At 46.7% G+C, this 14,228-nt stretch carries 10 protein-coding genes; 7 read left to right on the forward strand and 3 right to left on the reverse strand.

Annotated features, from left to right (window positions below; genetic code table 11):
- Positions 1-10: 10 nt before the first annotated feature.
- Positions 11-2,131: a S9 family peptidase gene (locus IEW69_RS15270; protein ID WP_188627742.1), complete on the forward strand. Its 2,121-nt coding sequence runs from the start codon at positions 11-13 to the stop codon at positions 2,129-2,131.
- A gap of 69 nt (positions 2,132-2,200) precedes the next feature.
- Here IEW69_RS15270 and IEW69_RS15275 read toward each other — a convergent pair whose 3' ends face one another.
- The 3 genes from IEW69_RS15275 to IEW69_RS15285 form a co-directional block, all read right to left on the reverse strand.
- The gene (locus IEW69_RS15275) at positions 2,201-4,708 is read right to left on the reverse strand and encodes a phosphocholine-specific phospholipase C (protein ID WP_188627743.1); all 2,508 of its coding nucleotides are present in this window, start codon (positions 4,706-4,708) and stop codon (positions 2,201-2,203) included.
- A 168-nt stretch (positions 4,709-4,876) separates the two neighbouring features.
- A complete protein-coding gene (locus IEW69_RS15280; protein ID WP_188627744.1) occupies positions 4,877-6,655 on the reverse strand; it encodes a hypothetical protein in 1,779 nt (592 codons plus the stop codon).
- A 59-nt stretch (positions 6,656-6,714) separates the two neighbouring features.
- On the reverse strand, positions 6,715-8,559 hold the full coding sequence (locus IEW69_RS15285; RefSeq protein WP_188627745.1) for an AsmA family protein: 1,845 nt from the start codon (positions 8,557-8,559) through the stop codon (positions 6,715-6,717).
- 137 nt (positions 8,560-8,696) lie between these two features.
- On the opposite strand from IEW69_RS15285, the gene miaB reads away from it, so the two are divergent.
- The 6 genes from miaB to IEW69_RS15315 all read left to right on the forward strand — a co-directional run bounded on the left by miaB (position 8,697) and on the right by IEW69_RS15315 (position 14,212).
- Positions 8,697-10,127, forward strand: a complete 1,431-nt coding sequence (gene miaB, locus IEW69_RS15290; RefSeq protein ID WP_188627746.1) for a tRNA (N6-isopentenyl adenosine(37)-C2)-methylthiotransferase MiaB — start codon at positions 8,697-8,699, stop codon at positions 10,125-10,127.
- A gap of 2 nt (positions 10,128-10,129) precedes the next feature.
- Entirely contained in the window at positions 10,130-11,365 is a 1,236-nt protein-coding gene (locus IEW69_RS15295; protein WP_188627747.1) for a sigma-54 interaction domain-containing protein, read from the forward strand.
- Complete coding sequence (locus IEW69_RS15300; RefSeq protein ID WP_188627748.1) at positions 11,366-11,881, forward strand: LptE family protein; 516 nt, start codon at positions 11,366-11,368, stop codon at positions 11,879-11,881.
- 18 nt (positions 11,882-11,899) lie between these two features.
- Positions 11,900-13,321, forward strand: a complete 1,422-nt coding sequence (locus tag IEW69_RS15305) for a DUF8458 domain-containing protein (protein WP_188627749.1) — start codon at positions 11,900-11,902, stop codon at positions 13,319-13,321.
- A 14-nt stretch (positions 13,322-13,335) separates the two neighbouring features.
- Positions 13,336-13,716, forward strand: a complete 381-nt coding sequence (gene secG / locus IEW69_RS15310; protein ID WP_188627750.1) for a preprotein translocase subunit SecG — start codon at positions 13,336-13,338, stop codon at positions 13,714-13,716.
- A 205-nt stretch (positions 13,717-13,921) separates the two neighbouring features.
- Positions 13,922-14,212 carry a co-chaperone GroES gene (locus tag IEW69_RS15315; RefSeq protein ID WP_188627751.1) on the forward strand — a complete coding sequence of 97 codons (291 nt, stop codon included), beginning with the start codon at positions 13,922-13,924 and terminating at the stop codon, positions 14,210-14,212.
- Positions 14,213-14,228: the final 16 nt, after the last annotated feature.

Genomic DNA, 14,228 nt, shown 5'->3' on the forward strand with positions numbered 1-14,228 from the left:
ATTGTTTAATATGAATAAAACTTTACTGTTTACCTTAACTGCCGGCATTTTCTGCATGTCTACTGCCCAGGCGCAGCTTAAGCGACTAAGTCAGCAGCAAACGCTGGGTAATCAACCCTCCCTTACCACCCCTTTAAACCCGGTTACCGGATGGGCCGATGCACAGCACTACATTGAAATGGATGTAAAAAGCCGTAGCCTGATGTCTGTTGACGTGAATACCGGCAAGAAGGAAAGCTATACGCCACCACCAAAGAGCAATGTAAACGTAATGGTGAAGGATGCTGATGTATTTATCCAGTACGGAAAAGATGCAGCAAAACGGTTAACGAACGACAAAGACGAGGAGAAGAACCCTACCCTTTCTCCGGACGGTAAATATGTTGCTTTTACCCGCAACAACGACCTTTACGCGGTGGATGTGACCACAGGTAAAGAAATTCGCTATACCAATGATGGAACGGACGTGATCTATAACGGTTATTCTTCATGGGTTTATTTTGAAGAGATCTTAGGTCGCGCAACCAAATACAAAGCCTTCTGGTGGTCGCCAGACAGCAAGCATATTTCTTTCATGCGCTTTGATGATACCAAAGTACCAATGTTCCCGATCTATGGCTCTACTGGCCAACATGGTTATACCGAAAAAACCCGCTACCCTAAAGCAGGGGATGAAAACCCTGAAGTAAAGATCGGTTTTGTACCAGCGGTTGGTGGTGCAGTGGTTTGGGCAGATTTCAACGCGAAAGATGATCAGTATTTCGGCACGCCTTACTGGAGCTATGATGGCAGCAGCATGATGGTGCAATGGTTGAACCGCGGCCAGGATAACCTGAAATTCTATGCGGTGAACCCACTTACGGGCGCTAAAAAGGAAATCTATGATGAGAAACAGAAATCGTGGGTTGACCTGGACTTTGATGAGCGCATCACGTACCTGGAAGATAAAAAACATTACATCCTTAGAAGTGATAAGACCGGCTGGTCGCATTACTATCTGTACACTTTAGGTGGTAAATTACTCAACCCACTTACTACTGGTAAATGGCAGGTAACCAAATTGGTTCATGTAGATGAAAAGAATAAAGTGGTTTACTTTATGGCCCGTAAAGAGGCTTCTACCCGCACCGACTTCTACCGTGTTAGTTACAATGGCAAAAACCTGAAGCGTTTAACTTTCGGTGAATACAGCAATCAGGTGGAAATGGCACCGGATGGCAGCAAGTTCATCACCACGTATTCAAACGTTGCTACGCCGCAAAAGAGAACCTTGGTGGACAATAATGGTAAGATCATCAAAGAACTCGGGGACAGCAAATCTGCAGATTTCGCAGCTTACGAGTTTGGTCAGACCGAAATGATCACCATCCCTACAGATGATGGCTATAATCTGCCGGCAGTAATTACATACCCCACTGGTTTTGACAAGTCGAAGAAATATCCTGTGGTATTCAGCATTTACGGCGGACCGAATGCAGGTACCGTTACCAACACCTGGAAAGGCACTGCGCCACAATACTGGGCAAATGAGGGCGTGATTCAGATCGCGGTAGATCACCGTGCATCAGGCCAGTTTGGCAAGGAAGGCGTTGCTTTGATGCACCGCAGCCTTGGTAAATGGGAGATGAAAGATTATATGACCGCGGGCCGCTGGTTGAAAGCACAGCCTTGGGTGGATGGTAAAAAGCTATTGATTACCGGCCATAGCTACGGTGGTTACATGACTTGTATGGCGTTGACTTATGGTTCTGATGTATTCGATTTCGGTTACGCAGGTGCACCGGTGACCAGCTGGGAGCTGTACGACAGTCACTATACAGAGCGTTTCATGGATACGCCGCAGGAAAACCCTGAAGGTTACAAGAGTGCTTCCGTGTTGACTTACGTAGATCAGTACAAAGGGTTATTACGGGTAATGCATGGTGATATGGATGATAACGTGCACATGCAGAATACCATCCAGTTTATTGACAAGCTACAAAATGCAAATAAGCATTTTGAACTGATGATCTATCCTGGAGGCCGTCATGGTTGGGGTGGTGTGAAAACGCCGCACGACAGGGCTGAACGTTTCCGTTTCTATTACGAGAACCTATTGAATAAGCCAATGCCAGCTTCATTGGCAAACTAAATACGGGGTAAACCCGGTTAGTAAAAAGGCGTATGCATCGATTGATGCATACGCCTTTTTTATTAGCTATTAGACCATCCTGCCCATAAGCGGGTCCGTCCTGGTTATTGCACCCGTTTCTACCCGCCCGGCGAACTGTTCCTGAAACTGTTTGTATCCATCAACTTCAACGATAAAGTCATACCAATTGTGGTTAGCCTTAAGATCAAGCTTGATGCTGCTCCTGCCATTCGCTGGAACTTTAAGCTGCTTTGGACCGGCTTTGTAACTCACATCCCTGATGAGCACTTCTTCGGCTTTATTGCCTTTGTTAACGGCCGTGACCATGATATTGCCGGTAAGTTTCCCCGGTTTCTTTGGGTCTTCTTCATAGCGGCACAGGATGCTGATGGCCGGATTCTCTTGTGTGCCTTTGAAAGATCTGAAAAAGCCATTTGGACCATGAACATGCAGGTGGTATTCCCCGTCCTGGAAATCCTGGACTGCCCACTCATCCTGGATCACATCACCTGCGGCGACGGTATAATCCCACACTTTAAGCGTCTCTGCTTTGAAAGGTTGCTGTGCGTACACAATGAAGGGTGCGCCTGCGGACTGTTTGCCAAACTGTTTATTCGCCGCATTAAAATCAATCCGGTATCTACTGTTCTCATACGCACCATTTACGTACAGCTCGTAAGGTAATGCAGAAGCCATTCTGATCCCCTTTTCTTGTTGTGGGAAATCAGGCGAGATTGCTGGATTTTCATTGATGCGGTTAATCTCGTCCGCATTTAAGGCCTTGAAGTTGTCAGGTTCTTCCTTAAACTTGGCAGAATAGATGGTTTGCATAAAAGCTTTTTTATCTAAGAACTGCGGTTCTTCAATCTTTTCTCCATTGTATGGCCTGAATGCGGAAGTTAGATTACCGCAAATGGCTCGCCTCCATGGGGTGATGTTCTCCTCCGTGATCTTCTTATTGAACTTCTTCTCCAGGAACGTTTCTAAGAACTGCAGGGACGAGGTATGGTCGAACAGTTCTGAACATACATAACCGCCGCGGGTCCAGGGTGAAATGATCATCATTGGCACCCGGTATCCGAGTCCGATCTGACTTTCCCGGATTCTGTCTGCCTTCATAGAAGGGTTTGTCTGTGTATCTTTAGTAATGAAGTCCAGCTTAGGGTCTAAACCTGGCGACATTTTACCCGCGTTTTCTTTAAAGGGGTGTGTGGAAACATAAGGCGGCACATGATCGAAATAACCATCGTTCTCATCGTAGGTAAGCACGAAAATGGTCTTCTTCCAGACTTCCGGGTTTTTAGTTAGGATCTCAATCACTTCACTTACAAACCAGGATCCGAACCAAGGCACACCGGGGTGGTCAGAGAAATTCGCCGGCGTCATTAACCAGGATACTGTAGGCAGTTTACCGTCGTTTACATCCTTGCGGAACTGATCCAGGATATCACCTTTTGGGATGTTCAACTCCCGTTCTGTGCCCTTGTCTTCATAGGTTAAGGAGCTAAGGCTATGGAAGTCCGGGTCATTAGCGTTGATGTTAAAGGCTTTTTTATTTAGTTTTTTAGCAGACTCGGACAGTGCTTCATATGCTTCCATGGTGTAGAGCTGCTCTTCTGCTTCGGTTTTCTGTAAAAGCTTCTTGATGGCATCAATTTTCTTCAGCTGTTCCTCATCCAGGTTTTCTTTGGGTGATTCCGCAATTTGCGCGAGCAAAGCCTTCTTCTTTTCAGCCAGGTTGGTAATTGCACCAGGATGCAGGCGCACGTTGTATTGCTGGAAATACTCCAGGACATTCGTCCCGAAATTACTTAACCAGGCACTTGCCTCGCCATTCAGGCCGAAGCCCATGGTAAGCTCATTCTGGTACACCTTCCAGTCGATACCATTTTCCTCCAGACGTTCCGGGTAGGTTTTCCAGTTTAGGACCGGTTTATCATAATTACTGTTGTTCCAGACATGTGCGATGCCTTCAGGACTATTCTCCGTTCTGATGGTGCCAGTCATCCAGTAATAACGGTTTGGATGGGTACCCGCGATGACAGAGCAGAAATTCTGGTCGCACACGGTAAATGCATCTGCCAGGGAATGGTAAAATGGGAAATCTTCCCGCTTACAGTAGCCCATAGTTAAAGGCATGTGTGCGTAAGTGGCTTTGTACGGCTTTTTCACATCCAGCCATTGATCATATTTACCACCATTTCTTGCATCCGTCTGATCTGTCCAGTTGTGCGGGGTAGATCCCATCCATGCGATTTTCGTTTCCTTGATGTTCAGATGAAAAGGCGCATAGGTTTTGCCTTCTTTGTTGGATTGCAGCCAGACTTTATTCTTGTTGGGTTGATTGATGGCTCGCGGGTCATTGAAACCACGCACACCTTGTAAGGTGCCAAGTGCATGATCAAAGGACCGGTTCTCCTGCATAAGGAAAACGACATGTTCAGCATCATAGAATGTACTTCCAACTGCAGGATTTATGGCCAGGGCTTTTTGAAGTACAGGGGGTAAGGTATTGAGCATAGCGGCACCGCCGGATAGGAAGGCTGCCTTTTTGAGAAAATCTCTACGTGAATCCATATGTTAGCTGTAGGGTACTTAAGCATCTTTTTTACCTGCTTAATTCATGTTGCGAAAGTATCGCTGAAGTATTAATCCAATATTAAGGATCGCACATCAAAAGCGATATACGGTAACTTTTGCATGACAAGGTTTTCCTTACAGGTCCAGCATAACCGTTGGATGATTTTAGCGCCGCTTTTTCCGGTTCTCCCTTCGTTGTTCACGGTCGGCTTTGCGCTGCTCAAACTGCTCTATCTGCATCTTGATTTCTTTCTCTTTTTGTGGGGTGAAACCGATGCTGTGCCTTATGCCCTGGAATAGGGTTTTATGCAGAAAGCTAAAGAAGGATGCGGTTGGGGGCCGCTGATAATTGATTTTCGCAGAGACATAGTTCCCTTCGTGATCAGGGTTTGAAGAGTTGATGATAAGGTTGTTTGCAAGAAAAGACATGAAGCCTTTTGTGACCAGCCTGTTATCATCTTCTGAAGGTTCGAGGAGCCGGACACCCAGGTTGTGGTACTTGAAGTCGAGCGTACCCAGTGCCAGGTTTTCATTGGCACGGATGTCAAACCGGAGTTCATCAACATACCCACTTTTGATCTGCAGCATGGCCAGCGGCCGGGTGATCTTGTTCAGCAGCCTGCCATCCAGGTGCTTTAAATTTCCTTTATAATTGAAGAAGCCATTGTCGGCACTGAGGTGGAACTTGAAATCTACATTCAACGTCCCCTTATTCATGAATTTGGTATGCAAGTTAGCAGACATCACCGGGTTTAGAGCCTTGTATTTAGGGGCATTGGTTAAGTTTGTAATCGTGCCAGCGGTATTGTTGAAGGTTAGTCGCCCTTTCTCTTTACTGCGCTTATTGTATGCCGCATAACTGAAATCGATGTTCTCCAGCCGGAGCTTCTGCACGGTAACCACGCCTTGCAGTGTTTGCAGGAGTTGGTGCGGGAACTTACCACTTATGGCTTCTCCGCGGCCCGGCAGTTCATTTGTGGTAAAAACAGATACAAAACCATTATCTACCCGCATTTCTTTAGCGAAAAGCTCCTGTCTCGAGATGTACAGCGGAAAGTCGATCCCGCCCAGGCTGATCTCATTGAAGGAGATGTTAAAACGTTCTTTCGCGTATCCGGCAGCTTTAGCAAAGTCCATTTCAGGGTACTTCGGCACCACGGCGAACTGCCGCACCTTTAGCCTTCCGGTAGAAGCGCGGAAGTCAAGCCTGTTCATCTTGATGTGGTACAGGCTATCGGGAGTTTTGTACAGGTAGTCGTTCATATTCAGCACCACATCCTTAAGCAGATACAATCGCTTGGGGTCGGCAGCGGAATTCGGATCAATGAGCCAGTCTTCCAGGGTGACGTTCAGGTTGGACAGCGAATCTGCCACTGGCCTTTCACCATTATTGTTGATGTATTTGAACTTGATTTCCTGCAGGTTGATCTTGTCCACATGCAGTTCCGTCAGGTACTTGGAGATGTAATCGTAAGGGTTATACCTTGGTCTGGGTGGCTTATCTTCGTTGTAAACCTGCTGCCTGTTGCTCATGGTGATGTCCGGCCGGATAAAGAGTAACTGATCAATGTGCAACTTATTCTTGCGATAAAGCGTGATTGGGTGGAATCCGTGGATCATCAATCGCTTCACCCGGATGGTGTAGACGTTGTTGGGCCCGGTTTCTTTTAGGTTGAGCCGCTTGAGGGCGAGGGTATCCGGAATGATGTTCACATCGTACAGGGAGGCATTGCCAGTGATCCAGTTGGTGCGGATGGTGGAGAACTCAATGCGGTAGAGGCTATCCGTTGCCGTATAGACCAGGTCTTTCAGTTCTTTGGTGATGGTAGGCCTAAGCTTTTCTGCATAATACCAGGATAGCGCGGTGGACATAATGGATATCGGCAGCAGGATGGCTGCGATATATTTTACGATCCGGAAGTTTCGATGCGCGTTTTCTGACATAAGCGGCTAAAAGCTGCTAACAATATACACTATCCGGGGAAGGATTTCGATGCTGTCAACTAGTTTTTACCAGCTTTCTCTTTTTTGTCATCCGCTTTTTGCTTTTCCTCGCGTTCCTTCTTACGCGCTTCGCGGCGCTCCTCACGTTTTTCTTTCCGGTCTTCCTTACGCTCTTCCAGCTTATCCTCTATTTTCTCGTACGACTTCTCCGCGCTTTTCGGTTTGATGAAGCCGATACCCACCGTCTCCCGGATACCGGAAAAGACGCTCTTCCAGAGTAGGCTGAAGAAGGATTGTGAAGGGGAACGGGTGAATTGAATTGGGGCAACGCGTAAGGGCTCTCCTTTTTCCGGATTGGCATCTTTTACAACCAATTTATTGGCAAGGAAGGAAAGTAAACCTTTCTTTTTGGGTGCTGCGCCATCCTCCCCTTCTTTCAGCAGCTGCACTTTCAGGTTGGTGTAGTACATCTTCATGCTTCCGGTTGAACCGACGGCATTACCTTTCACATCGAACTCCACCTTCTGGATGTTGCCGGTTTCTATTTTCACCAGGCCCAATGCCGATGCAAGTGGGTTCAGCGCTGGCATGTTCATGGCGCCGATGCTACCGCGGAAAGTAAATGCGCCATCTGCTGCATTCAGGTTGAAGCGCAGGTGTGCATCCAGGTCTGCTGCTTTGATGATTTTCGCTTTAAGGTCTGCCGCCATGAAGGCGTTTTTGCTTTTCTGAAGGGAGTCGTTTGTCACGTTCTTGATGGTTCCGGTAAGGTTATCGATGTTGACGGTGCCACGTTCCTGTGCAATCGGGTTGTATTCGGTGTAGGCAACATCAACGTTTTTTAGGTTTACCGTATCAATGATCAGCGGCAGCTCCACCCTTTGCAGGGCGATCTGTGGGAAGTTCCGGCTTTTGTTGGCCTTTGACGGTGGCAGTTCGCGGTTCATGAAGATCTTCACTTTTGCCGAAGCAATAGTCAGCGCTTCCGCATACAGACGACCCTCCACATTGAAACGCTCGATATCCAGCCCCCGGAAGGAAATGGTTGGAAACTTCAGGTCATAGCGGTCGCGCTGCGTACTGTACTTACGGCTGAACGTTAGATCGGGGTACATGGGAATCATCTGAAAGCCTTTCAGTCGGATGTCACCACTGTTCGCGAAGCCAGTTAAGGTATCGACCTTGATGGTGTACATTTTGTCTTTGCTGACCGACTTATAGCCGATGAGTTCAAAGGCGACGTCTTTGCTGTAGTAGAAGCGCTCTTTGTCATGCTGGGAAACACTGTCGATCAGCACGTCTGTGATGCTGACATTTAGCTTTTTGACGGCATTGAGTACCGTTCCATTCTCACCCTTGATGTAATCGAAGTTCGCGTTGAGCACCTTGATGCTCCTGATGTGCACGGACTCCAGTGATTTGGATATCTTCTGGTATAAGTTGGTGGCGGTTTTCACCGTGTCAGGCTGCGGCTTAACATTGAAGCGCAACATGTTGATGGAAGGATGGTCCAGCACAATAGCATTCATGTTGATCCGTTTCTTGAAATAGGCGTCCATGATGCTGATGCGGGTGAGTTTAAGTTCATCAAGTCTGATCTCAAACAGGTGCACAGGCGCCAGATCCTGCTTTCTAAGCTTATGGAACACGGCTGTATCGGGGTATAATTTCACGCTATCCATGCTCACGGTACCCGTAAGGATGTTCAGGTTCAGGTCTGTAAAATCTATGTTGTATAAGTGATCAGAAGCTTCATAAACACCCGTTTTAATCTTCTCGGTTAGAAAGGGTTTCCACTTCGCGGCAATGTAAACCGCAGAAGCAATTACAAGGACAAGGAGGGCAATTAAGACACCTGCGATCCATTTCAGGAGCTTTTTTTTCTTTGGGTTAAGATTCGTCATGAAGCCGCTAGAGTTGAATTGTACTACTATAAGGAAAATGTAAAGCAAAATGTTTGGCAAGCCTTTTTAAATCTGACACTTTGTCATTTTAAAAATTAATTGCTTAATTTTGTATTTCAGTAATAAAGCATACCGTAATGATTGAATTAGAGCTAGCAGATAAGACACATGATGAAGCGCGCCAGGGAGAGGCTTTAATAATTGACGCCCCTCAGCGTGGGAATGCACGGAAACTGTACATTGAAAGCTATGGCTGCCAGATGAATTTCGCAGATAGCGAAATTGTGGCTTCGATTTTAGGAGATAACGGTTTTGAAACAACCGGTGATTATAAAGAAGCGGATTTAGTTTTTATCAATACCTGCTCCATCCGTGAAAATGCAGAACAAAGGGTGCGTAACCGTTTGTCGCAGTTTGGCGTGGAAAAGCGCAGAAATCCAAAGCTGATTGTTGGGGTTTTGGGCTGTATGGCGGAAAGGCTGAAGTCTAAGTTCCTGGACGAGGAGAAGCTGGTGGATATGGTTGTTGGTCCGGATGCTTACCGCGACCTGCCACAACTGATTAGTCAAGTGGAAGATGGCCAGAAAGCAATTAACGTACTGCTATCCCGCGAGGAAACCTATGCGGATATTAGTCCGGTGCGCCTGAATGGAAACGGCATCACGGCGTTCATTTCCATCATGCGCGGTTGCGACAATATGTGCTCATTCTGCGTGGTACCTTTTACCCGTGGTCGTGAACGCAGCAGAGACCCGCAGTCGATTGTTGCCGAAGCACAGGATCTTTTTGACCGTGGTTATAAGGAAGTGACTTTGCTTGGACAGAACGTGGATTCTTACAAGTGGAAGGGCGCTGATGATTCTGAAGCTGCAGGCATCCAGGTGAACTTTGCGCAGTTGCTGGAGATGGTGGCTTTAATTAGCCCGGATTTACGGATCCGTTTTTCAACTTCCCACCCTAAAGACATTACAGACGAGGTACTTTATACCATCGCGAAATACGACAACATTTGTAACTATATCCATTTACCAGTACAGTCGGGCAATTCCCGCGTGTTGGAGCTGATGAACCGGACTTACACCCGCGAGTGGTACATGAACCGCGTGGACGCGATCAGGAGCATCATTCCGGACTGTGCCATTTCTACGGACATCATTGCCGGTTTCTGCACAGAAACAGAAGCGGAGCATGAAGAGACGTTGAGCATGATGGATTATGTAGGTTACGATTTCGCCTTTACCTTCAGCTACTCGGAGCGTCCGGGTACATTGGCTGCAAGGAAACTGGTGGATGATATACCGGAAGAAGTTAAGAAGCGTCGCCTTGCAGAAATACTGGTTAAGGCACAGCAAACCTCTTTATACCGTTTGCAGCAGAATGTTGGTAAAACACTGCGCATTTTGGTAGAAGGCACTTCTAAGAAGTCAAAAACAGATTATTGTGGTCGTAATGACCAGAATGCTATGGTGGTTTTCCCGGCGACGGAGGAGATTAAGCCTGGGCAATATTTGAATGTATTGGTTGAACGTTGCACATCAGCGACCCTATTGGGTAGAATTGTGGATTAAATATGGACGTACAGGATATTAAAAACAGGTTCGGGATCATTGGCGGCTCGCCGCTGCTAAACCGGGCGATAGATATAGCGAGGCAGGTTGCACCTACGGATATGTCGGTTTTAATTACCGGCGAAAGTGGTAGTGGTAAGGAGGTGTTTTCGCACATCATCCACCAGATGAGTGCAAGGAAACACGGTACTTTCATCGCCGTAAACTGCGGTGCCATTCCCGAAGGCACCATCGACTCGGAGTTATTCGGGCACGAAAAGGGATCCTTTACCGGTGCACATGAGGCACGGAAGGGTTACTTTGAGGTGGCCAATGGCGGAACGATCTTTTTGGATGAGGTGGCAGAACTGCCATTGGGTACGCAGGCACGCCTGCTGCGGATTCTGGAAAGTGGTGAGTACCTGCGCGTGGGCTCTTCGAAGGTGCAGAAAACGGATGTCCGGATTATCGCAGCGACCAACGTGGACGTGTACAACCGTGTGAAGAATGGCAAGTTCCGCGAAGATCTTTACTACAGGCTGAATACCGTGCCTTTACGAATTCCGGCTTTGCATGAACGTAAGGAAGATATTTACCTGCTTTTCCGTAAGTTTTCAGCAGATTTTAGTGATAAGTACCGCAGTCCGGGGATACAGCTGGAGCCAGATGCCATTCAGGTGCTGAGCAATTACAGCTGGCCGGGAAATGTGCGGCAGCTGAAGAACATTGCAGAGCAGATCTGCGTGCTGGAGAAGGACCGTAACGTGACTGCAGCGGCATTGATGAACTACATTCCGAATGAGAATGGGGCAAATCTGCCGATGGCGATCAATGGCAACCAGAATAAAGAAGATTTTACCGAGAGAGATATTTTGTACAAGGTTCTTTTTGACATGAAAAAGGACATGGTGGACTTGAAGAAACTCGTTGCGGAGATTATTCAGAGTGGCGGCAATACCGCGCACATCATGGAAGACAATCCGCATTACATCAATCAGCTGTACCAGGAAATTGACCGTCCGAAGTATGAACCCCAGGCGCTAACGATCAATAAACCGGCACCAAACACGCCAATGGAATACAACTACGCACATGAGGCGGAGGAAGTTGAAGAGTCATTGTCGCTGGTGGATAAGGAGTCTGATCTGATTAAAAAAGCACTGAAAAAGCATAAAGGCAAGCGCAAGTTTGCTGCACAGGAACTCGGAATCTCTGAGCGCACCCTGTATCGCAAGATTAAAGAATTGAACTTAAATTAAATGAAGAAGCTATATATCCTGCTGTTTACGGTGGTTGCACTGTTCAATTCCTGCTCTATAAAATTTAATGGCGCTTCGATTCCACCGGAAATGAAGACGGTAACGGTGCAGTTCTTTGAGAATAATGCGCCCTTAGTGGTACCTTACCTGAGTCAGCAGTTTACGGAGGATTTCCGTACCAGGATCAGAAATCAGTCGAGATTGAGCATTGTTCAGAGTGATGGTAATGCAATCTTCGAAGGCCGGATTTCGAACTATGAGATCCGTCCGGTAACACTGACAGACAATGGCCAGCAGAACTCGCAAACGCAGGGATCTAACAGGCTTTCCATTACAGTGCAGGTAAAGTACACGAACAATATAGACGCGAAACAGAGCTTTGAAGAGTCATTTACCAGGTCTAAAGACTTTGTACTTTCGGGCAACAGCCTGCAGTCGCTTGAGCCGCAGTTGATCAAAGATATCAATGCCCAGTTGACGGAGGATATTTTTAACAGGGCTTTTGCTCAATGGTAATAATTGTATCTTAGCAACGTGGAGCAGGAATTAGACCATCATAAACAGCTTAGTTCTATCATTAATGATCCGGATCGCCTGAGGCATTCGGACATTCCTTTATTGAAGGAACTGGTTGCACAGTACCCCTATTTCCAGCCGCTGCGGTTAATTCTTGCGAAGCTTTCCATGGAAACCGAGGATGCGGAGCAAACCTTAACCACCACTGCACTTTATACCAATGGCGCAGTGCTGCATCAGTTTTTACACCGCAAAGCGGTTGTTCAGGCGGAAGCAGTATCAGGGATTGCAGCAGTGCCTTTGGCTGCAGCGCCGGGCGGAATTGCAGCGGGTTCTGGTGACGAGGACGTTGTTGAGGGCAAGTCGATCTTTGACGAGGCAGCAGAACTGGAAGCGGCAAGCTTACTTGAAGAAGTTTATGCCTTCGGAGATACAGATCCTAATCAACCTGAAGAAATCCACTGTGTAGAGGAAGTAAATGATTCCCCTGCTGACGATCAGGAAACCTACGAGGAAATTGCAGAAATCAATATTCATGATTACGACAGGCCCGTAGATCACAACAGTGCTGATGATTATACTTCATTAGAAAACCTGAATTCACCTGAAGATCCTGCTTCAGCAGATAACGAAGAATCTACATTCGAGGAGATCTCTGAAGTTAATATTCATGATTACGAGGTTTCTTCTCATGAGAAACCCGGTGCTGGAAACGCGCCTGTAATTGAAACCTTAGAAGATAATTTTGTAGAAAATATTGCTGCGACGGACTTCTTCACCTTCGAAGAAAAGTTCATTGCGGAAGATAAAGCGTCAGCGGAGCATTCCGGTCCGACCACCGAGCAGGCTGACAGGAAACCGGAGCCGCAGTTTGGTGGCCAGGGGCTTTCCCTATCCCGTGCAGCAAGCTGGATCCCCGATGCGGGCAGCAGTCAGGCGGAGAAGGACACCAACGAAATCACCAACTACGATGATGACTCCCTTCCTTACACCTTCCTGTGGTGGCTTGCAAAAACAAGGAAAGAGCACTCCACGATCTTCCAGCCTTACGCCACGCCAAAAAAGCAGACCCAGAATGAGCTGCATCAGCAGTATGTAGAGCACATCTTTCACATCCAGAGTCCTTTCAACGCAGAGGAAATCCTGAATAATGTGCCCGAACATCAGGCCGATCCAAAGGACGCTAAAATCATTGACGAGTTTATTAAGAAAGACCCGCAGATTACGCCACCGAGGCCGGAGCAGATCGACAATGAGAACAAGGCCAAACGCAGTGCGGAAGACCACAATGATCTGGTTTCGGAGACCTTGGCGAAGATCTACATCGAGCAGATGCTTTACCACAAGGCCATAGATACTTATGAAAAATTAAGTTTGAAGTTTCCGGAAAAAAGCCGTTACTTTGCCGACCTTATCCAATCTATAAAAAAGAAAATTTAACCATATAACAGACTATGCTTTTTTTAATTATTCTATTGATCATTATTTGTGTCGCTTTAGCAATCTTTGTATTGATCCAAAACCCTAAAGGTGGTGGATTGGCAACAGGATCGTCAGCCAGTAACATGTTCGGCGTACAGCGCACAGGAGATGTTCTAGAAAAAGGCACCTGGATCTTATTAGCAGTAGTTGTTGTAATTACCTTATCTATTACAACCATTGCTAAAACCGGTAACGGCGGTTCAACAGGAGGTTCTAAAATCGAGGAACAACTGAACAGAACTCCTGCTCCATCTCCAATTGGAAATGCACCAGCGACAACCGCTCCTGCTACTTCTGCTCCTGCAAACAACAATGCTGCACCAGCAGAAACGCCAGCGCAACCAGCACCGTAGTTCGCAATAAAGAATTTAAGCCCGTTAAGACCAGCTCTTAACGGGCTTTTTCGTTTCTGACAGTCTGACACGAGATCAGCGGGATTTTTAGGGCTTGCTGACAGCAAATGCAAATTTGTCAAGCTAAAACCCCTTGGCATAGAAACTGTGTATAGGCTGGTATAACATTTAAATTTTTACACTAAAAAATAATTAATATTAAGTTATGGCATTAAACCTTAAACCCATTTCAGGCACAGCGAACAGAGTTATCGTTGAACCTGCAGCGGCTGAAGAAAAAACTGCATCTGGTATCTACATTCCTGATACTGCGAAAGAAAAACCATCCAAAGGAACTGTAGTATCTGTTTCAGACGAAGATTCAGAAGGCAAAAAACCTACTGTAAAAGTTGGTGATGTTGTTCTTTACGGAAAATATGGTGGCACTGAGCTTCCTATCGACGGTAAAGATTACCTGATCATGCGTGAGAACGATATATACGCTGTAGTTCAATAATAATATTTTTTAATAT

The sequence above is a fragment of the Pedobacter quisquiliarum genome, from assembly GCF_014642175.1.
GTDB classification, from domain to species: domain Bacteria; phylum Bacteroidota; class Bacteroidia; order Sphingobacteriales; family Sphingobacteriaceae; genus Pedobacter; species Pedobacter quisquiliarum.